Origin of the sequence: Phytoactinopolyspora halotolerans (genome assembly GCF_010550675.1) — a bacterium.
Lineage (GTDB): Bacteria > Actinomycetota > Actinomycetes > Jiangellales > Jiangellaceae > Phytoactinopolyspora > Phytoactinopolyspora halotolerans.
In genome coordinates, this window is sequence record NZ_JAAGOA010000005.1 from 288,854 (window position 1) to 308,736 (window position 19,883).

Below are 19,883 nucleotides of genomic sequence, written 5' to 3' on the forward strand. Positions count from 1 at the left end.
GGCGCCGACACGAGGCAACGTCGTCATTGAATGTTCAAACGATTGCACAACCAAGGAGACCCATGCCTGGAACGATCGACCGCCTCCCGGACCTGCATGTCCTGCCGACCAGACGCGCCCTCGGTCGACAGGCCGGCGCCGTGGCCGCCGATGCCGTGCGGACCGTTCTCGCCGAACGCGGCTCCGCCCGCATCATGCTGGCGGCCGCGCCGAGCCAGGAGGAGACGCTCAAGGTATTCGCCGCCTCGCCGGATATCGACTGGTCGGCGGTCGAGCTGTTCCACATGGACGATTACGTCGGGCTCGCGCCGGACGCGCCGCAGGGTTTCGCGAACTGGCTGCAGACCGTGGTCGTCGACCACATGCCCGGCGCGACGTTCCACCGCATCGACACGTCGGCCGAACCCGAAGAGGCGGCCCGGCAGTATGAGCACACGATGGGGGACGAGCCGTTCGACCTCGTCTTCCTCGGCCTCGGCGTCAACGGCCACCTGGCCTTTAACGATCCTCCGGCCGATCTCGCCGATCCCCGTGGCGCCAAGGTGGTGGCGCTCGACGAGATCTGCCGGCAGCAGCAGGTGGACGAGGGCCACTTCCCCACGCTCGACGACGTGCCGCCCACCGCCATCACCGTGACCATCCCTCGCCTACTGAACGCCACCGAGGTCATCGCGTCCGTGCCCGGAACGGCGAAACGCAAAGCCGTGGCGAACACCCTGAACCAGCCGATCAGCGGGGACCATCCGGGCACCGCCCTGCGCACCCACCCCCGGGTGACGATGTTCCTCGACACCGAGTCCGACCCGCGATGACGAGCGAATCCGCCACGCGGGCGGAGGTCACACGGCTGGGCGAGGCGTACGCGGACCGCCTTCGCGGCCTGTTCGATGCCGTCCTCGAGTCCAACGGCGACGCCATCGCCGACGCGGCGGGCGTACTGGCGGACCGGGTCGCGGCCGACCGTCTCATCCACGTCTACGGGCCCGGTGGCCATTCCAACCTGGCCGCTCAGGAGATCTTCTACCGGCCCGGCAGCCTCATGCATGTCTCGGCCATTCTGGATGAGGGCACGTTGCTGTCGTCCGGCGCGCTGCGCTCCACCGCCACCGAACGGACCCCGGGCTACGGGGCGGACGTGGTCGCCGCCGCGGGGCTCGTGGACGGCGACGTCCTCGTCCTGGTCAACGCGTTCGGCATCAACAGTGCCGTGATCGACGCGGCGAGGGAGGCCAGGAACAGGGGCGTCACCACGGTCGGCGTCTCGTCGCGTGCCGCCGCCATCGAGGCCCCGGCCGATCATCCCGCCCGGCACCCGGACCGGCTGAACCTCCACGATGTGGTCGATCTGCATATCGACTCGCACGTGCCCACGGGTGACACCGTCATCGAGCTCGGTCCCGCGGGCCCGTGGACCGGTGGCGTATCGACGTCGGCCAACGCCTTCTGTCTACAGTGGCTGATCATGACGACGATCGCTGTGCTCACCGAGCGCGGGCACCAGGCGCCGGTGTGGCGGTCACGGAACGCCGCGGGCGGGGATGAGGCGAACGCTCGCGGCATCGAACGTCTTCAGGGAAGGGTGACGCACCTGTGACACACGCCCGGTCCGTGTCCGGTCGCCTTCCTGGAGGTGAGGCCGCCGTCACGGTCCATTACACCGATGAGGCGATCGTCGCCGTGGATACAGCCCCCACCGAATCGCCCGAGTCTCTGCCGCTGCTCACCGCCGGGCTGATCGATCTGCAGGTCAACGGCTACGCCGGACTGGACATCAACAGCGCGTACGTCAGCGCCGAGACCGTCGCCGAGCTCAGTGACCGGCTCGCCCGGATCGGAGTGACGAGCTGGGCGCCCACCGTCATCACCGCCGACGAGGCACGCATCCTGCACGCGCTGCACCAGATCGACCTGGCCCGGTCCACCGACCCGTTGGTCCGGGCGGCGGTGCCGATGGTGCACGTCGAAGGACCGTTCATCTCTGATCGCGACGGCGCGCGCGGCGTGCACGACCCCGCATCGATCCGCCCGCTCGACGCGGACGAGGTCGAGCGGTGGGCCGCCCACGGGCCGATCGGCCTGGTCACCGTGTCGCCGCACACCGACGACGCCCCCGACCACATCGCGCGGATCCGGGCACTCGGCATCGAGGTGGCGATCGGCCACACGCACGCCTCCCCGGAACAGATCCGCCGTGCGGTGGACGCCGGAGCCCGGTACTCGACCCACCTGGGCAACGGAATCCCGCCGATGCTGCCTCGGCACCCGAATCCGATCTGGACACAACTCGCGGACGACCGCCTCACCACCGGCATCATCGCCGACGGCCATCACCTGCCGGCCGAGGTGCTCGAAGTGATGCTGCGGGCGAAGACCCCGGCGCGCGCATTCCTGGTCTCCGATCTGACCGCCATCGGCGGCCTGGCTCCAGGACGGTACGAGACGCCGGTGGGCGGGCAGGTCGAGCTCGAGGAGTCCGGCCGGCTCTCCTACGTCGGCACCGAGATGCTGGCCGGCGCCGCCTCCACCCTCGTGGACGGGGTCCGGACCGTCGCCACCGGTACCACGTTCTCGCTGGCGGACGCAGTCGGTCTGGCGACGACCGTCCCCGGAAGCATCGTGGCAGGCCGGCGGCCCGGACTAGGCAGGCTCAGCATCGGCTCGCCGCCCGACCTCGTGCTGTGGGAAGCGGACGGCGACAACCTCGGCGAATCCGTCACCGTCGTCCAGTCCGGGCGGATGGTCAGCTGAGGCGCTCGCGGAGCAGTTCAGCGAGGACAGCGGCCTGGCTGTGCCCGGGGTCCTTGGTCGCGGTAAGCAGACACAGCGGCCCTGAACGGGCGAGATCGTGCACGTGCGCCATGGCGTCGGCCCGCTCGGCGTCGTGGAGCTCGGCTCGATAGCGGCGAGCGAACTCGGCGAACCGCTCCGGGCGGTGCCCGTACCATTTCCGCAGTTCGGTCGACGGTGCAACGTCCTTGCACCATTCGTCGATGTCAGCGTCGTCCTTGCGCAATCCGCGGGGCCAGACCCGGTCGACCAGGACGCGCGCACCGTCCGTGTCCTTCCGCGGTTCGTACACCCTGCGGACCGCGACCCGCGGCTCGCTCGTCGTCATGCCTCCTCGCCTCGCTCGGCTCCATCATAGAGAGCAGCGTCGCGTGCTGTGAGGTCTCTGACCCACGAGTGAGAGGACGCCGTGATCAGACGTGAGCGGGTTCGGCGCATCAGCCGATCCTGCGGTCACATAGGGTTCGACCATGCGTGAGAGTGCCCGTCCTGCCCGCCGCACCTCGAGCGTCCGCAGGGAACTGGTGTTCATCGGCCTGGCCGGGTGTGTGGCGCTGGCTCTGAGCGCATGCGGAGAGGCAGAGTCCGGCTCGGATGACCGGACCTCCGAAGCGGCCGCTGCAGGAGGCGGTGCGGCCCACCGGCCGACGTCTCCCACACCGGAGGACATCGCCGAGGAAGCCTGGACCGAACGGGTCTTCGACAGGGTGGACGTCGCCTACATCGATGAGGACGGCGACGAGCACAGTTCACTGCCAGAGGATCAACGCGGCTGGGTGGCGCGGATCCACCTGGTGTACGAGATCGAACGGCTGCCGGCGAACCACGCGTCGGAGCTGGTCGCCGAGCTCACTTCGGACTATGCCGACTCCGAGGCGGGGCCGGCCATGCAGATCTGGCTCCGTCCGGCCGCCGAGGCCGACGTGGCGGCACTCGCGTATCCGCTCCCAGCGGACGGCGTCGATCCCGTCGCTGACGCGTACCTTATGGCGGAGACGCCCGGCGTGACGCGTGCGGTGTTCGACGGCGATACGGCCGACGTCCGGGTTCACGACTCAGATGATCTGGCGAAGGTCGCAGACGTCGCCGCCGTGCACGGTGTCGCGGTCGAACGGATACAGACGGCCGACGGCACGTCGTCGCTGGACGTCGCCGACGTCCCGGCGCGCCCGAAGCGCATCGAGCCGGAGACGTGGCCGGAGGACCCGGACGCTCCGGACTGCTCACCAGCCGATCTCTGGCTGGAGATCGCCGGACACGACGCCGCCACCGGCCATCGCGCCATGATCCTTGGGGCGACGAACGTCGGAGACCGACCATGCGCATTGGAGGGCTACCCGGAGCTGGGGTTCCGCGCGCTGGACGGCAGCGATCTCGACGTCGCGGTGACTCAGGGCCGATCCTTCATGGGCAACGATCCAGGTCCACGCCGCGAAGTGCTTCCCACAGGTGCTCGCGCCTTCGCCGTGGTCGGATGGGACGCGATGCCCACTGCAGAATACCCGGAAGGGTCGGGCAACCGGCCGGCCGTAGCCGCCGAGGTCCTGCTGGCGGCTGAGCCCGGGACTCCGATGCACGAACTACCGCTGACGTCGTTTGTGTTCCCGTCCCCTTCGTTGCCGACGATGAGCACGCTCGACATTGTGGACGGCGGCGAGGTGGCGGTAACCGCCTGGGCGCCAGAAGGCACGGCCTTCTGAGCTTCCCCACGACTGACTTCTTCTACCCCTATCCCCTACTTGACACGTCGCGTCAAGTAGCGGATATGGTGAGCACATGCTGCACGGGACAGAAGGCGCGACGCAGGTGCACGTCGATCTTGTCGAGCATCTGGTCGCGCTGGTAACGGTCCGCTTGATCGATCCCCTGGCCATCCTCCTGGACGATGCCGTTGCGGCAGCCCAGGATCGAGTTCGGATCGAGGCTCAGACGTGGTCGGCGCAGCTACTCGGGCCGGACGACCGTCGTGCCGTGGACACTGCCGCACGGCTGATCTCGGCCCTGTACCCGGGCGACGAAGCCTTTGATCCACCCCCGGACTGGTGGTCCACGCCGTTCGGACAGGTGGTGCTGTGCCGCATGGGGCATCCGGCGCGGGAGAGTGTCACCTACGCCGTCGCCGGAGCCATGCTCGGCATCACCCGGCAAGGTGTCCATGACCTCGTGGGACGCGGCAAGCTACAGCGCCACCCGGATGGTGGCGTCACGACGGCCTCCGTCCGTGACCGGGCGGTCAGACGGATCTCGTCGACCGCCACATCGCACGACGAGCATACCGACACGGATCGGAATGACAGATGAATACAACGACGGACATGTTCGTGCAGAACGGGCAGCTCCCCATCGCCGTCCGAGAGTACGGCGGCTCCGGGCAGCCGGTGATATTGCTGCATGGGGCCGGCGGCGACATGAGCGCATGGGACTCAGTCGGGCCAACGCTCGCCGCGGGTCTCCGGCCCGTCGCGATCGACCTGCGCGGCCACGGGACGTCCGGGGACGGCCCATGGAGCTGGGACGCGGCTCTGTCGGACCTGGAAGCTGTGGCCGACGAGCTCGACCTGCGCCGCCCAGCCGTCGCCGGTCACTCTCTGGGCGGCAGTCTGGCCGCCCGCTGGGCACACCGGCATCCCGAATGTCCGGCTGTGGTCAGCCTCGACGGCCACCGTGCACCGGTGACAAGCCAGGACAACTATGACCCTGAGGCGGCCGGCCTGACCACCCAGGAGCTCGACCATCTCGTCACACGGCTGAACGCGATGTTCGATGCGCAAGCCGCCACGTCGAACCGGCCTCGTGCCGACATGATGGAGGCGCTCCGCGCGAGCGTACAAAGCGACAGTCTCCCCGTGTTCGCCGAATTGACCGTGCCCGTGCTACTCGTCCTCGCCACTCGCAGCATGCCCGGCTTGCCCGCGGAACTGGAGCCCCTGATGGTCGCGTTCCGGGCCGGTCTACGCCGCGATGTCGAGGCCTTGGCCGCGTCACATTCCCACCTCCACGTCCGCGAGATCGACGGGACCCATGGGCTGCTGTTCGAGATGCCGACCGAGGTGGCCGAGATGATCTCTACCTTCGTCGCACGGGCGACCGCGTAGCGGCGCCGCGGCCGTGGACGGGACATTCCGGTCGACGATCGCTTCACGACTCCGGTACGACGACATCCTTGGGCTGGGTCAGCCGCCAATGGTTGCCGAACGGGTCGCGGAACGCGGCGTCGATGCCGTAAAAACGTTCCTCGGGTTCCTCGATGAACTCGACGCCCTTCGCCTTGAGGTCCCGGTAGGTGGCCCAACAGTCGTCCGTACGGAATGCGCCCGGTCCGAGATATCCGGTCGCCACCAACGACTGGAGCTGATCGGCGATCTCCTTCTGCACCACCGGAGGTTCGGGAACCACCAGCATGATCGCCAGATCCGGCTGCGCCGGGGCGTGGACCACGAACCAATGGAACCCGTCGCGAACCATGTCCACGCTGACCTCGAGGCCAAGGGTCCCGACGTAGAAGTCGCGAGCCTCGTCCATGTCCAAGACGTTGACGCAGACCAGTGCCATACCTGTGATCACGCACACCCTCCTCGAAGCACTCGGTGACGATATTCTCACGGTCGACGGTCGGCGAACCGCGCGACGACGACCGAGGCGATGACGTCCGCGGCCACGTTATGGTCCTGGCCGTCGAGGATGTCGTGGCCGGCGCCCGGGATCGCCGCAGCGGCCCGGGCGGCGGCGACCCGCATGAACTCCGGACTCTGCGAGCCCGCCAGCACCAGCGTCGCGGCCTCGATCCGGGCGAACCGACCGGACGGTATCGTGCCGTCACCCATGATGGCGGCGTCGTAGGCGAGCGTCGGCGCCAGTCGCACGCCGGCCTCCCAGTACGGCGATCGGCGGGCGCCTTCGATCATCTCCTCCGGCATGCCGACCTGCCGCATGAACAGCGTCAGCGCCTCATCCCGTCGTCCGCCGTCGAGCAATTCACTCAGGCGGCGAGCATAGGCGCGGCTCCTCTGCGCCGCCTCGGCGTCGATGCTGAACGGCGGCTCCCACATGATCAGGCTCTCGACCGGAAGGCCGTGCGCAGCGGCTTCCGCGGCCAGCACGGCACCGGAGGACAGCCCGAGCAGGCTCGCCGCGCCGCCGGCGGCGTCGATCAGAACCTGGATGTCCTCAACCTCGCGGGCGACGGCGTAGGGATGCGTGTCACTGCTGTCGCCACGGCCGCGCCGATCGTAGTTGAGCACCGTCATATGCGGGGTCAGCGCCTCGGCGATCGGGACACCGACCGCGCGAGCGCAGGAGGCGCCGGCCACCAGGATGATCGGCGGGCCCTGTCCCAGCTGGTCGAACGCGATCACCGTGCCGTCGGCCGACATGACCTTTTCCATCGCATACCCCTCTCGCCGTGACCAGCGAACGTCCCGCCGGCCGTCGACTCGACGATAGAGGCGCGTGCCACGCGACGGCTTCTCCAAAACGACTCTCTTCGTGCCGGATGATCTCCGCCGGTCAAGGTCACGGTGACGGTCGCGGCCGCGTCCACATCCGCACATAACACGCCGGAACCGGCACCGCGTCATCCGATGTGACGTGCGAGCGGTACGCGCTCGGGCTCTCGCCGACGAACCGACGGAATTGGGTGCTGAACGACCCCAGACTGGTGAAGCCGACGGCCAGGCAGACCTCGGTGACGGACAGCTCACCCACGCGGAGCAGGGCCTTGGCCCGCTCCATCCGGCGGCTCATGAGGTACTGGTGCGGTGTCTCCCCGAACGCCGCCTTGAAGCTCCGGCTGAAGTGCGTCGGCGACACCGATGCGCTGCGCGCCAGAGCCGCGATATCGAGCTGCTCGCCATACGCACGGTCGATCAGATCACGCACGCGCAGCAGGTGCCTCGCCAGCGGGACGGCGGGTCGAGTGCTCACCAGTCCATCGTCGCAGAGCATAGTGTCAGCTCGTCCGTTCGAGAGCCGTTGAGATCTCCGCCAGGTATCCGGCCACCGGACCGGCGGTCAGCATGCCACTGCCGGCACCGGCCAGCTCGTCCGCCGCCGGCGCCAGCTCGGACCGTGCCCGCTCCATCATCATCCGCTCCCCCGTCACGCAGGCGGCACGACCGACCAGGCACCACATCGCCTCATACAACAGGTCCCGCGGCGGATCCGGCAACCGGCGCAGCGCCGCCGTGGCATCCGCCGGGCGGTCGCCCGCCGCCAGCAGGAGCGGCCGCACCCACTGCTCGTACGGACCCCAGTCCGCCTCGTCGTCGATGTCGAGCGGGGCGCCGCGCCACACGCGAAGGCACAAGCGAGCCAGCGGCAGGATGCCTCGTTCGACGCCCGGCATCCCAGCGCCGTCCAGCGTCGTCGCCGCATCGCGGTACGCCGTGTCGGCGACATCCAGCGACGCGCCGGTGGCGGCACGCCGCAATGCCCGGTACCAGGTGGTGAACACACCGGCCAGCGGACGTTCATGCCGTTCGGCGAGCCGATCCGCCGCGTCGGCGTGCTCGTCGGCGACGCCGAAGTCGGCGAGCGCGCCGCGGGCCTGGACCTGGATGAGGTGACCGAGAATCTCGAAGGTGGGCAGCCCGTGCCGGCTCGACAAGGCAACCAACTCCGCCCCGATCTCATCTCGCCGCGGAGCCCGTCCGGCGCGGTCGAACGCCTGCATGAAAGATCCGTTCAGCGCGAACGCGAGCAGCGTCGGGTCGCCGAGCCTGCGGGCGATCCGCTCCGCCTCACGAGCCGCCTCGGCGGCGCGTGCGGATCCGGTACCCCGCGATTCCAGCGCGATCGTGGCCAGCAGACGCGCCCGCATCGCATCCGCCGTATCAGGTCGAAGCCTTGCCAGGGTACGCTCGGCTGCGGCGATGACCTGGACGGCCTGGTCCGGATCGTCGGACCGAGTCCAGATGCCCGGAACGTCATAAGCTCCGATCACGCGAGCCGTGAGCTCGGGGTCGTCCAGCTGTTCGGCGGCGGTGACGGTAGCCATCCGCTGTCTTCGGGCTTCCTCCAGCCCTGGCCCACCTGTCACGGCGAGGCTTCGGAGGAGACCGACCGTCGTCTCGAGCCGAACCCGGGAACCGGTCGCCACGGTCCGCGCATAGGCAGCCGTCGCATCCGCCCAGAGCAGTCCGGCCGATTCGTCGGCGCCCGGATCCCGGGCGACGTCCGCGTCCACGGGGACGGCGTGCCGGAGGATATCCGTCTCCAGCCGGCTCAGCTGCGGCCCGGGATCGATGCCGAGGTGTTCTACCAGGAGGTCTCGGGCGCGGCGCAGCACGGCAAGGGCATCGCCCTGCCGGTCGTCGCGATACAACGCCAGCGCCAGCAGCCGCCATCCCTTCTCCCGCCACGGATGCTCGGCTACGTGCGCGTCCAACTCCGGCACCGCGTCAGCGGCACGTCCGACGGCTATCCGCGCCTCGGATCGCCGCTCGACCGCGGTCAGCCGCAGCTCCCCCAGGCGCGATCGCTCGGTACGTGCCCACGGTTCGTCGTCCAGGCCGGCGTAGGCGGGGCCGCGCCACCAGCCCAGCGCCTCATCCAGCCGGGCCAGCGTGACCGACGGGGACGCCGCCGACGCCGCGGTCACCGCATCCTCGAATCGCCACGCGTCGACCGAATCTCGCGGTGTCCGCAACGCGTACCCAGGACCCTTGCTGACCAGGAACCGGGCCGGGGCACGCGGCGGACGGTCCGGCTCCAGGGCCCGGCGCAGCGCCGCGACGAACGTTCGCGTCGCCGATACCGCACCCGCCGGCGGCTCTTCCCAGAGATCGTCGACCAGTGCGTTGACACTGACAACGCGCCCATAGGCGGCGATCAACCGCGCCAGCAGAGCACGGTGCTTCGGCCCCTTCAGCGCGACGGGTGTCCCCGCGTCGTCCCACGCCTCGATCGGACCGAGCACACCGAAGGTGACCTGCACTGAACCGTCCTTTCCGCCGCATCAACGGTATCGCGCCGACCGCGTGCTCATCGGATGCTCATCGGCGCACGGCAGGCTGGCACCGTCCTGCTTAACCGAGAAGGAGACAACGACGATGACACCGGTCATTCCCGGCTTCGACTACACCCGCATCACGGTCGATGACGACGTGGCACTGAACGTGGCGGTCGGCGGCTCCGGCACACCGATCGTGCTGCTGCACGGCTTCCCGCAGACGCACCTGATGTGGCGGCACGTCGCCACGAACCTCGCCGCCGACCACACCGTGATCTGCCCCGACCTGCGCGGCTACGGCGCCAGTGACAAGCCGGCCGAGCGGGACCGCGACACCTATGCCAAGCGGACGATGGCGGCGGACATCGTGGCGCTCGCCCGCGAACTCGGACATCACCGGTTCGCGCTCGCCGGCCATGACCGGGGTGCCCTGGTGGCGGTCCGGGCCGGCCTCGACCACCCGGACACCGTGACCCACCTCGCCTCGCTGGACGTGCTTCCGACACTGGACATGTGGGAGATCCTGCACGGCGCGAACGCCGCGGTGGCATTCCACCTCTACCTGATGGCGCAGCCGGCCGGCCTGCCCGAGCAGATGATCGCCGCCAGCGCCGACGCGTTCTTCGGCTACTTCCTCGACGCGTGGACGCAGAACCCGGACGCTCTGCCGGCCGATGTGCGGGCGGAGTATCTGCGTGCCTCGCGCGAGGCCGTCCCGTCGATCGTCGCCGACTACCGCGCCTCGGCCGGGATCGACATCGAGCACGACCAGGCCGACCGGGCCGCGGGCAACCGGCTGGTCATGCCGGTCACGGTCATCCAGCAGGACTGGGGCGCGGCTCTCGGCTTCGACGCCGCGGCACTGTGGCGGGCGTGGGCATCGGACCTGGAGCACATGACGCTTGCCGCCGGCCACTTCATGCCGGAGGAGGCACCCGAAGCGATCACCAAGGAGCTGCGCTCGCTGCTGGAACGCGGCATCGACTGATCGGTGTGCCTCGCCGCGCAGGCGGCCGGCGGAGCACCTGTTCCGTTACGCCCGCACCTTCTCCACGGCCTTGGCCTTTTCGGCCACGGGCCGCGCGAGTGTGGCACCGGTGCGGGCGTGGGTGCTGTACAGCGTCAGCCCGACGAATGCCAGTCCGCCGACCAGGTTGCCCACCATGGTCGGGATCTCGTTCCACACCAGGTAGTCCGCCACCGAGAAGTCGCCGCCGAGCATCAGGCCGGAGGGGAATAGGAACATGTTCACCACCGAGTGCTCGAACCCCATGTAGAAGAAGACCAGGATCGGCATCCACATGCCGATCACCTTGCCGGGCACGGAGGTCGACATCATCGCGGCCACCACCCCGGTGGAGACCATCCAGTTGCACAAGACGCCACGGATGAACAGCGTCAGCATGCCGGCCGCACCGTGGTCGGCATATCCGACCGTGCGATCCGAACCGATCTCGCCGAGCCGCACGCCGATCTCGTTCGGGTCGACAGTGAAGGCAAAGGTGAAGGTGATGGCCATCATCAACGCGACGGTCAGCGCGCCGGCGAAGTTGCCGACGAAGACCAGCCCCCAGTTGCGCAGCACCGAGCGGACCGTGACACCCGGCCGTTTGTCGATCAGGGCCAGTGGTGCCAGCGTGAACACACCGGTCAAAAGGTCGAAGCCCAGCAGGTACAGCATGCAGAACCCGACCGGGAAGAGGATCGCCCCGACCAGCGCGTTGCCCGTCTGCACCGTGATGGTGACGGCGAACGCCGCCGCCAGAGCCAGGATCGCGCCGGCCATGTACGCGCGGATCACGGTGTCTCGGGTGGACATGAAGACCTTTGCTTCACCGGCGTCGATCATCTTCGTGACGAACTCCGGCGGGTTCACATAAGACATGGGTCGCTCCTCCGCTCGCGGCAGCCCGCAGCGGGCTGCCGCCCCTACACCAAGATGATCAAGTTTCGCACTGTTTGACCGAGTCTGGGGAACCGAGATGTCCTCGTCGTGAAAGCGATTGGAACGTCATGTCACGGAGTTCTCACTGATCCGGGGGTGGCCGAGGTATGCGGCTGTTTCCCCGCTGTAACACGGGCGACGCATCTCCGGTGGCCACGTATCAACCTTGTGAACTCTCGGTGTCCCGTGCCCTTCGGCGTAGATCGCGGCGTCAGCCGGCAGCGATACTCGTCGGCACCCACCGACCTGAGGAGCTCACCGTGACCCCGATCATGCCCAAAGCCGACGCCGCCGCCCTGATCGTCGCCGCCCGAGTGCGGCGCGGGCTGACCTGGTCCGAGCTCGCCGACGCGATCGGTGCGCCGGTGGTCTGGAGCACGGCCGCTGCGCTCGGGCAGCACCCCATGACGACGGAACAGGCCCAGCGCGTCTGCGCGCTTCTCGAGCTGGGCGACGATGTCGCGGAGAGTCTGCAGCTCCAGCCGTCGCGAGGTATGGACCCGGAGCTCATGAGGGATCCCACCATCTACCGGTTCGCCGAGGCGCTCGCCGTGTACGGACCGGCGCTGAAGGAACTCATCCACGAAGAGTTCGGCGACGGTATCATGAGCGCCATCAATTTCCGCGTCGACTTCTCCCGCCGCCAGGACCCCGAGGGAGACCGCGTCGTCGTCACATTCGACGGGAAGTTCCTGGACTACAAGTGGTAGGTGATTCTGGCGGGAGTTCACGGCGCCAGACGCGGTGAGAGTACGATCGCCCGTCAATGGATCAGCGACGAGGCGACTGAGGAGTTGCGGCACGTGTTCGACCACACCTGGGGCATGGAATCCCTGACGCGCCGCTCCTCCCGAGTGACCCGCTCGATCAGCGCGGAGAACTTCAGCGGAGCGAAAGGCCAGGGCGGCATGGCCACCGAGGGCACCGGTGCGCAGGCGGCGGGCGGACTCGGTCAGGGTTGGAAGGTCTCCCCGAGCATCAAGATCCCCGCTGGTACGACCGCCGTGCTCGGCGAGATCGCCGGACCGGGGGTGATCACGCACATCTGGTGCACCACCGCTCCGCACCGTGCCTGGCGCGGTGCGGTCCTACGCGCGTACTGGGAGGATGAGCACGTCCCCGCGGTCGAGGTGCCGCTGGGCGACCTCTTCTGCAACGGCTGGAACAGCTTCAGTCAGGTCTCTTCGGTGGCCGTGGCGGCCAACCCGAACGGCGGGTTCAATTCCTATTGGCCGATGCCGTTCCACCGTTCCGCCCGCGTCACGCTGGAGAACCTGTCCGCCGAAGAGATCATCCTCTACTACCAGATCGACTATGAGCTCGGTGACGTCCCGGACGACGCGTCCTACCTGCATGCCCAATGGCGACGGAGCCACCCGGTGCCACGCGGGGAGGTTCACACGCTCCTCGACGACGTCCGCGGGCACGGCCATTACGTCGGCACGTACATCGCGTGGGGCGTGAACGATCCCGGTTGGTGGGGCGAGGGTGAGATCAAGTTCTACCTGGACGGGGACACCGACTTCCCCACCATCTGCGGCACCGGCACCGAGGACTATTTCGGCGGCGCTTGGAACTTCGACGTGCCGGGACAGGGCTACACCACATTCACGACGCCGTATCTGGGGCTGAACCAGGTCCTCAAGCCCGATGGGCTCTACGCGAGCCAGCAACGGTTCGGCATGTACCGCTGGCACATCCCGGATCCGATCCGGTTCGCCGAGGACCTCCGGGTGACCATCCAGAGCCTCGGCATCGCGCCGGGACACCACAACGGCCAATCCCATCGGTTCCGACCGACCAGCGACGACATCGCCTCCACCGCGCTGTTCTACCTGGATGCGCCCGCCCTGCCGGAACGTCCGCCCGCACCGGACCTGATCACCATGGAGGTCGACTAGACCGGCTACGTCGCTCTCATGCCTCGGCCCTGATCAGGTCCGATACGAGTTCGTCCAGCGCCACTAGGCGGACGTCCGGACGGGTGCCGGCCATCTCGATAAGGCCGTCAGTGAAGCTGCGGGAAAAGAGCACGATGAGCGGGCCGGAAGCGGGGAAACGCAGCTTCGCTTGTCCCATGGCCGGCAGTTTGTAGGTTTCGAGGTCGGTGAGGACCTTCGGCGTCATCGCACGGTTCGTCCACTTACATTCGCCGACAATCGTGATGGTGGAGCGCTGCAAGCCGACAATGTCGATCTCTTCAACTTGGCGCTCGCCACTGCGTCTGTATGTGTTGAGGGAGTTGCCCCACCACGCACCTACTCGGCTGGCCGTCGCACCAAGACAGCTGCGCGTCCATTCACGGCACAGGGACTCGAATACAGGCGCGACGTGGTCGGCGAGTACGGGAGCGATCTCACCGTCGTAGTGATCACGTGGCCGGAGTCCTGCCCGCAGGTCCTCCTGGAAGTTGAATACGAAGCGAAACCAGAACCTGAGGAATCCGTCGGCAACACGGTAACGATGATCACGGAACGTTCGGTCCGCGGTGACGGGCGCAATCCGCTCAACAAGCCTCAGGTCTTTCAACGTGTCAAGGTATTGGCTCAGCTCATTACTACGCCTACCAAGGGCAGTCGCCAGATCGCCGATCGAACGCATGCCGAAGGCAAGCTCCTCAAGCAGTGAGAAGTAGACGCTTGGCTGTCGTAGCTCCTCCTCGAGCACCTCGCGAGGGTCGTTGAACAGTGGCCCACGATGGTCGAGAACACGCTCGCACACACGTTCGGGAAGGTCACTCGGGCTGCGGCCCAGTTCGTCGAGGTAGAGGCTCATGCCACCGGCGACCGCGTAACGTTCTACGCGTTCTTGAGCATTGAGATCCGGCATGAACGCCTGCGCCTCGGCGAACCGTAGTGGCTCTACCGACAGCGGCGTGAGGCGGCCACGCAGCGGGCTCGATTCGCTGAGGAGCGTCGTCATCTGCCCGATATGCGACCCACACAGAATCAGCTTCAGCTCGGCGGAGTCGCGATCTTCCATCACCGCTTGGACTGCAGTGAGAATCTCGTCGCGCCGGGCCGCGAGAGAGGGAAGTAGATAGGGAAACTCGTCGATGACAACCAATACCTTCTGCTGCCGCGCAAGTTGGTATAGAACACCGAACAACGCCGTCAAGTCGGGCAGATCCGGCCGAAAGCCCAAGTGCGGCGCGAGCCGATCGGCGAAGCGGTTCAACTGCTGTCCTTCGGCGCGCCGGTCGGCTACGAGCACGACCGCCGGTTTTCCATCTGCAAACGTGCGAAACAACCATGACTTGCCAACGCGACGACGTCCGTAGAGTGCTAGTACGTTGCGCTCGGAGCCAGACCACCAGTCTTCGAGGCGAGCCAAGTCAGCGACACGGTTGACGAACTCGTCGCGGGCGGCGAATCGGAAGACATCCATCTGTCTAATCTACCTTAGACTAAGCCAGGTTATACAGCTGCACAAGACCGCCGACCATCTCAGAGGTGGCCTCACCAGACGATAGCGCCGACTTGGCCCGGACTCACAGCCTCGGATGGCTACGACCCAGCGACGCCGGTCGCCGCGCGACCGGCCACGGCGACCGCCGCTGAATATTCACCGGGCGTGACAGATTCTTCGCCCCGGTTGTCGGATCCGGTCGGCTGCCGATCGTCCTTGTAGTAGAAGGGCAGGTGAGCACGGATGTTCACCGGCCGGCTGCCACCGGAACGTCCGGCGCGGCCTTCGAGTGAGAGGAAGTCAGATGACGTCGACAGCCAAGCCCAACCCGATTCCGAACACGTACCGTCGCGTCACCCCGTGCCTGGTGGTCGACGGCGCCACCAAAGCGCTGGATTTCTACGCCGAGGTATTCGGCGCGACGGAACGGATGCGCTTCCCCGGCCCGGACGGAACCATCGCGCACGCCGAGATCGAGATAGGAGACTCGGTCCTCATTGTGGAAGACGCGTCTCCGATGATGGGAACACAGGCGCCCCCGGCCGGCGGACTGAGCGGCACCCCGTGTTTCCAGTTCATCTATGTTGAGGACGTGGATGCCACCGTAGCCCGAGCGGTGGAACTCGGTGCAACGCTGAAGCGGGAGCCGCAAGATCAGTTCTACGGCGACCGGGACGGCTACATCGTCGACCCGTTCGGCCACAGCTGGACCGTGGCCACGCACATGGAAGACGTCTCGGAGGAGGAGATGGGGCGGCGCCTGGCCGAACTGCAGGGCTGACCCGGGGAAGGGATGGAGAACATGAAGTATGTCCTGTTGTTCGTGGAGACCGAGCAGTTCGCCGACGACCTGGAGGCCATGAGCCAGAGCGAACGCGACCGGGCATACCAGCGGGTCGGAGAGTGGTTCGCCACGCACGGCGACAAGATCCGTTCGCACCGGAAGCTGCAGGAGCCCGGGACCGCCACGACAGTCCGGATGGAGGGCGGTGACCCGGTGGTCACCGACGGCCCGTTCGTCGAGGGCAAGGAAGTGGTCAGCGGGTTCGCCGAGATCGAGGTCGCCGATCTCGACGAGGCGCTGCGCGTGGCCAAGGACTGGCCCGGCTGTCCCGTCGTGGAGATCCGGCCGGTCGAGTGAGAGCACGAAGGTGACCGAGGTATCGCACGCCGAGCTTGCCCGCGTGGTCCGTGAGCACGCGGGCAAACTGGCTGCGTCGCTGATGCATCTCACCCGCGACTTCGCCACCGCGGAGGACTTGGTGCAGGATGCCGTGGTGGCCGCGCTGCAGCGCTGGCCGGAGGACGGAATCCCCGACCGTCCGGACGCCTGGCTGTTCACAGTCGCCCGCCGACGCGGACTGGACCTGCTGCGACGCGAGGACAACTACCGCTCCAAGCTGGCCCAGCTGCAATGGCCGGTCCAGCCCGATCCGGACGAACGGCTGCGGCTGATCTTCACCTGCTGTCACCCCGCACTGCCCCGCCCGGCGCAGATCGCTCTCACGCTGCGGGTGGTCTGCGGCCTGACGACGGCGCAGATCGCGCGGGCGTTCCTGGTGACCGAGACCGCCGTCGCGCAACGCATCACCCGCGCCAAGCGGAAGATCACCGACGCGGGCATCCCGTACCGGATCCCCGCCGACGACGAACTGGGCGAACGCCTCACCGAGGTCCTCGCGGTGATCTACTTGCTCTTCAACGAGGGGTACCTCTCCACCTCCGACCGGGCGTATTCGCGTGACCTCACCGACGACGCCGAATGGCTGGCAGACCTTCTGCACGGGCTGATGCCGACCGAACCGGAGGTGGCGGGGTTGCTCGCGCTGATCCGTCTGCACCGGGCGCGGACCACCAGCCGATTCGACGACGACGGCCGACTGGTGCGGCTGCCGGACCAGGACCGAGCCCGATGGGACCGGGAGACCATCATCGCGGCGACGCAGCTGCTGACTCGCGCCGCCAAACAGCACCGTCCGGGCCCGTACCAGCTTCAGGCCGCGATCGTGGCGTGTCATGCGGAGGCCGCCGCATTCGAGGAGACGGACTGGGAACAGATCGTCCTGCTGTACGACATGCTTCTGCACCTGCAGCCGTCACCGGTCACCCGGCTCCATCGCGCTGTCGCCGTCCGGTACGCCACCGGGGCACGGGCGGCGATGGCGGAGCTGGACGCGCTGGCCGGCGAGCTCGACGAGTACCACCTCTACCACGCCACCCGGGCGGACCTGCTCCGCGAGCTCGGCCGTCCGGTCGACGCGCGGGAGGCGGACGAGCGCGCGGTGAAGCTCACTGCCAACCCCGCCGAACAGGCGGTCTTGCACGAACGCCTCAACTGGTCCTGATGGCGCTTCCTGAGTCTGTGTAACGCGTCAACGGCTCTGGAGCCGCCCAAGCGTTACGCACACTCAGGAAGTCACGGCCGGTCCCGGTCGTCTACTGCAGGTAACGCTCGACCTCTTCCGCCGGCCGCGTCTCAGCACTGTCCGGGTCCTGCCCGGCGTCTTCCCGGGCCCGGCGCTGGCGAAGCAGGTCCCAGCACTGGTCCAGGGACTTCTCCAGTGAGGACAACCGGGCGCGTTCCTCGTCGGTCGAGATCTCACCGCGCTGTAGCTGATCCCGGAGCCGGTGCTCTTCATCCACGAGTTCATTGATCTGGACGAGAATCTGCTGGTCGTCCATATCCACTCCATCCTGTGGCGGGCCTGCGCCGTCTCTGCCCACGATATGCGCGCCATCTCGTCGCCCGCCGCAGGAACGGGTGCCCGGACCGCCGACCGAACGGGTTCTCCGACCGCCGCCGGACGACTCCGCCCGGCCGGACCCATCAGGACAGGATCACCGTGCGGTTCCCGCTGATGACGATGCGGTTCTCGGTGTGCCAGCGCACCGCGCGGGCCAACGTACGGCTCTCCACCTCACGACCCCGGGCGACGAACTCGTCCGCGCTCATCGAATGGTCGACCGGGGTGACCTGTTGCGCGATGATCGGCCCCTCGTCCAGGTCGGACGTGACGTAATGCGCGGTCGCGCCGACCAGCTTGACGCCACGCTCGTGCGCCTGGTGGTAGGGGCGTGCGCCCTTGAAACTCGGCAGCATCGAGTGGTGGATGTTGATCGCCCGGCCCTCGAGTCGCTTACAGAGATCGTCGGAGAGGATCTGCATGTAGCGGGCCAAGACCACCAGGTCTACGTCCTCGGCATCGACGATCTCCATCAGTTTCGCCTCGGCATCCGGCTTGGTGTCCGGCGTGACCGGGACATGGTGGTACGGAACACCGTAATGCTCCGCCATCGCGCCGAGATCGGGATGGTTCGACACCACGCCGACGACGTCCAGGGCCAGCTCGCCCACCGAGTTGCGGTACAGCAGGTCGTTCAGGCAGTGGCCGAACTTGCTCACCATGATCAGCACCCGTTGCCGCTCATGTGCATCGACCAGCCGCCACTTCATGGCGAGCCGGGTGGCGATCGGCTCGAACTCCCGCTGCAAGGCCGACAGCGAGAGCTGCTCGCCGCGGGCATGGCTGAACTGGACCCGCATGAAGAACGTGTTGGTGTCCTGGTCGTCGAACTGCTGACTCTGCACGATGGTGCATTCGTGCCGGACCAGGAACTCGGCCACGGCGTAGACGATGCCGGGCGCGTCCGGGCAGGAGAGCGTGAGCACGCACTGTCCGGTGTCCCGGGTGGCGGGGACGTTGACGTTGACCGTCATCTGCCCTCCTCGTGGGCGGTCGAGAGCCGGTCGAGCCAGGCGCGTCGCCAGGCCTCGGTCCGTTCCAGCTCGTTGAACGTGAACAGGTGGAAGCGATGAAGGGCGGTATCCCGCTCACCCAGCCGCGGAGCCAGCCGGTTGACCAGCCGGTCGGGCCGGTAACCGCCGGGGAGGAAGAACCGCCAGAGCATGTTCTGCTGCTTCTTCAGGAAGCGGGCCGATTGGCCGAGCCCCAGCCCGGCGGAGATCCGGATCAGCTTCTGCCGGCTGACCGCTCCGGGGAGGCCGACCTGGACCGGCAAGGCCACACCGGACGCCTTGAGTCGGCGGGCCCAGGCAACGGTGGTCGCCGAGTCGAAGCACAGCTGAGTGACGATGTGGGTCGCGTACGCGGCCTTGTCCCGCATCGCCTGCTCGATCAGGGCGGCGTCGATGGCGGCGTGACCCTCGGGGTAACCGCCGATGCCGACCCGTTCGAAGTGGTGGCCGCGCTCCTCCAGGGCACGCAGCAGTCCGAGCGCGTCGGCGAACTCTCCCGCCGGTGTGTCGGCGTCCCCGCCGATCACGAAGACGCTACTGACCTTGCCCGCGGCCAGCCGCGCGACCAGATCCTCCAGGTGCCGACGGTCCCGGACCTGCCGGGCCGCGAGGTGCGGGGCGGTCGCATAGCCGTGCGCGGAGAGCCGCACCGCCAGGTCGACCGTCCGTTCCAGACCCTTGGCCTGCGTGGTGGTGATGCTGAGTGGGATCGAGCGGGGGACGTTCGCGAGCACCGCGTCCTCGGTGCTCGCGAACGGAAGGATCTCATAGCTGAGCGTCCGGAGCGCGTCCGCAAGTGGCTGTCGCCGCACGGACGGCGGCGCGACTGCGGGAACGTCGGCCGGGTGTTCGGAGAGCATCGTACGCGCACACCTTTCGTCGATGGTCATGCGCCGGGCGTGGTTCACCTACGACGGCCCGGAACCCGGTCGGGCCTTTCGGCGTCACGATCGACGCTAGGGTGCGCGCCGCCGGGGCACATGCCGCCGACGACCGAATTCATGCAGGTGAGAGGTCCTGGACGGGATACGACATGT

At 67.8% G+C, this 19,883-nt stretch carries 22 protein-coding genes; 12 read left to right on the top strand and 10 right to left on the bottom strand.

Features of this window, described 5'->3' with window-relative positions:
• Positions 1–62 precede the first annotated feature (62 nt).
• Genes G1H10_RS09565 through G1H10_RS09575 form a run of 3 tightly spaced genes read left to right on the top strand, consistent with a single transcriptional unit; the run spans position 63 to position 2,748 of the window.
• Positions 63–812 carry a 6-phosphogluconolactonase gene (locus G1H10_RS09565; RefSeq protein WP_163736057.1) on the top strand — a complete coding sequence of 250 codons (750 nt, stop codon included), beginning with the start codon at positions 63–65 and terminating at the stop codon, positions 810–812.
• Positions 809–1,594 carry a sugar isomerase domain-containing protein gene (locus G1H10_RS09570; RefSeq protein ID WP_163736059.1) on the top strand — a complete coding sequence of 262 codons (786 nt, stop codon included), beginning with the start codon at positions 809–811 and terminating at the stop codon, positions 1,592–1,594. The genes G1H10_RS09565 and G1H10_RS09570 overlap by 4 nt, the downstream gene beginning before the upstream one ends.
• Positions 1,591–2,748, top strand: a complete 1,158-nt coding sequence (locus G1H10_RS09575) for an N-acetylglucosamine-6-phosphate deacetylase (protein ID WP_163736061.1) — start codon at positions 1,591–1,593, stop codon at positions 2,746–2,748. Before G1H10_RS09570 ends, G1H10_RS09575 begins: the two co-directional genes overlap by 4 nt.
• On the opposite strand, the gene G1H10_RS09580 is transcribed toward G1H10_RS09575, so the two are convergent.
• Entirely contained in the window at positions 2,741–3,115 is a 375-nt protein-coding gene (locus tag G1H10_RS09580; protein WP_163736064.1) for a DUF488 domain-containing protein, read from the bottom strand. The two genes, G1H10_RS09575 and G1H10_RS09580, sit on opposite strands and share 8 nt — an antisense overlap.
• A gap of 142 nt (positions 3,116–3,257) precedes the next feature.
• On the opposite strand from G1H10_RS09580, the gene G1H10_RS09585 reads away from it, so the two are divergent.
• From G1H10_RS09585 to G1H10_RS09595, 3 genes are all read left to right on the top strand, one after another.
• Positions 3,258–4,487 (top strand): DUF4232 domain-containing protein, encoded by a 1,230-nt coding sequence (locus G1H10_RS09585; RefSeq protein WP_163736066.1) that lies wholly within the window; start codon positions 3,258–3,260, stop codon positions 4,485–4,487.
• A gap of 76 nt (positions 4,488–4,563) precedes the next feature.
• Positions 4,564–5,088 carry a hypothetical protein gene (locus G1H10_RS09590; RefSeq protein ID WP_163736068.1) on the top strand — a complete coding sequence of 175 codons (525 nt, stop codon included), beginning with the start codon at positions 4,564–4,566 and terminating at the stop codon, positions 5,086–5,088.
• Positions 5,085–5,882 (top strand): alpha/beta fold hydrolase, encoded by a 798-nt coding sequence (locus G1H10_RS09595; RefSeq protein WP_163736071.1) that lies wholly within the window; start codon positions 5,085–5,087, stop codon positions 5,880–5,882. The genes G1H10_RS09590 and G1H10_RS09595 overlap by 4 nt, the downstream gene beginning before the upstream one ends.
• Before the next feature lie 43 nt (positions 5,883–5,925).
• Here the strand turns inward: G1H10_RS09595 and G1H10_RS09600 are convergent, their stop codons facing one another.
• From G1H10_RS09600 to G1H10_RS09615, 4 genes are all read right to left on the bottom strand, one after another.
• Positions 5,926–6,351, bottom strand: coding sequence for a VOC family protein (locus tag G1H10_RS09600; RefSeq protein WP_163736074.1), 426 nt, complete (start codon positions 6,349–6,351; stop codon positions 5,926–5,928).
• Between the two features lie 35 nt (positions 6,352–6,386).
• Positions 6,387–7,172 carry an alpha/beta fold hydrolase gene (locus G1H10_RS09605; RefSeq protein WP_163736076.1) on the bottom strand — a complete coding sequence of 262 codons (786 nt, stop codon included), beginning with the start codon at positions 7,170–7,172 and terminating at the stop codon, positions 6,387–6,389.
• A 127-nt stretch (positions 7,173–7,299) separates the two neighbouring features.
• On the bottom strand, positions 7,300–7,710 hold the full coding sequence (locus tag G1H10_RS09610) for a helix-turn-helix domain-containing protein (RefSeq protein WP_216853078.1): 411 nt from the start codon (positions 7,708–7,710) through the stop codon (positions 7,300–7,302).
• 25 nt (positions 7,711–7,735) lie between these two features.
• Positions 7,736–9,721, bottom strand: a complete 1,986-nt coding sequence (locus G1H10_RS09615; protein ID WP_163736083.1) for an AfsR/SARP family transcriptional regulator — start codon at positions 9,719–9,721, stop codon at positions 7,736–7,738.
• A 115-nt stretch (positions 9,722–9,836) separates the two neighbouring features.
• On the opposite strand from G1H10_RS09615, the gene G1H10_RS09620 reads away from it, so the two are divergent.
• Positions 9,837–10,724 carry an alpha/beta fold hydrolase gene (locus tag G1H10_RS09620; protein WP_163736086.1) on the top strand — a complete coding sequence of 296 codons (888 nt, stop codon included), beginning with the start codon at positions 9,837–9,839 and terminating at the stop codon, positions 10,722–10,724.
• 45 nt (positions 10,725–10,769) lie between these two features.
• On the opposite strand, the gene G1H10_RS09625 is transcribed toward G1H10_RS09620, so the two are convergent.
• Positions 10,770–11,621 (bottom strand): formate/nitrite transporter family protein, encoded by an 852-nt coding sequence (locus G1H10_RS09625; protein ID WP_163736089.1) that lies wholly within the window; start codon positions 11,619–11,621, stop codon positions 10,770–10,772.
• Between the two features lie 320 nt (positions 11,622–11,941).
• Between G1H10_RS09625 and cynS the strand changes: the two genes are divergently transcribed.
• Both cynS and G1H10_RS09635 read left to right on the top strand, forming a co-directional pair.
• Positions 11,942–12,391, top strand: a complete 450-nt coding sequence (gene cynS / locus G1H10_RS09630; RefSeq protein ID WP_163736091.1) for a cyanase — start codon at positions 11,942–11,944, stop codon at positions 12,389–12,391.
• A 114-nt stretch (positions 12,392–12,505) separates the two neighbouring features.
• A complete protein-coding gene (locus G1H10_RS09635) occupies positions 12,506–13,582 on the top strand; it encodes a glycoside hydrolase family 172 protein (RefSeq protein ID WP_163736311.1) in 1,077 nt (358 codons plus the stop codon).
• Between the two features lie 16 nt (positions 13,583–13,598).
• On the opposite strand, the gene G1H10_RS09640 is transcribed toward G1H10_RS09635, so the two are convergent.
• Positions 13,599–15,068, bottom strand: coding sequence for an ATP-binding protein (locus G1H10_RS09640; protein ID WP_163736094.1), 1,470 nt, complete (start codon positions 15,066–15,068; stop codon positions 13,599–13,601).
• A gap of 325 nt (positions 15,069–15,393) precedes the next feature.
• Between G1H10_RS09640 and G1H10_RS09645 the strand changes: the two genes are divergently transcribed.
• Genes G1H10_RS09645 through G1H10_RS09655 form a run of 3 tightly spaced genes read left to right on the top strand, consistent with a single transcriptional unit; the run spans position 15,394 to position 17,434 of the window.
• On the top strand, positions 15,394–15,870 hold the full coding sequence (locus G1H10_RS09645; protein WP_163736096.1) for a VOC family protein: 477 nt from the start codon (positions 15,394–15,396) through the stop codon (positions 15,868–15,870).
• Positions 15,871–15,891: 21 nt separating this feature from the next.
• Positions 15,892–16,230 (top strand): YciI family protein, encoded by a 339-nt coding sequence (locus G1H10_RS09650; protein WP_163736099.1) that lies wholly within the window; start codon positions 15,892–15,894, stop codon positions 16,228–16,230.
• 10 nt (positions 16,231–16,240) lie between these two features.
• On the top strand, positions 16,241–17,434 hold the full coding sequence (locus G1H10_RS09655; RefSeq protein WP_163736101.1) for an RNA polymerase sigma factor: 1,194 nt from the start codon (positions 16,241–16,243) through the stop codon (positions 17,432–17,434).
• A gap of 91 nt (positions 17,435–17,525) precedes the next feature.
• Here G1H10_RS09655 and G1H10_RS09660 read toward each other — a convergent pair whose 3' ends face one another.
• The 3 genes from G1H10_RS09660 to G1H10_RS09670 form a co-directional block, all read right to left on the bottom strand.
• Positions 17,526–17,771, bottom strand: coding sequence for a DUF2630 family protein (locus tag G1H10_RS09660; protein WP_163736104.1), 246 nt, complete (start codon positions 17,769–17,771; stop codon positions 17,526–17,528).
• 145 nt (positions 17,772–17,916) lie between these two features.
• Positions 17,917–18,807, bottom strand: coding sequence for a formyltetrahydrofolate deformylase (gene purU / locus G1H10_RS09665; protein ID WP_163736107.1), 891 nt, complete (start codon positions 18,805–18,807; stop codon positions 17,917–17,919).
• On the bottom strand, positions 18,804–19,706 hold the full coding sequence (locus G1H10_RS09670; protein ID WP_163736110.1) for a methylenetetrahydrofolate reductase: 903 nt from the start codon (positions 19,704–19,706) through the stop codon (positions 18,804–18,806). The genes purU and G1H10_RS09670 overlap by 4 nt, the downstream gene beginning before the upstream one ends.
• Between the last annotated feature and the right edge of the window lie 177 nt (positions 19,707–19,883).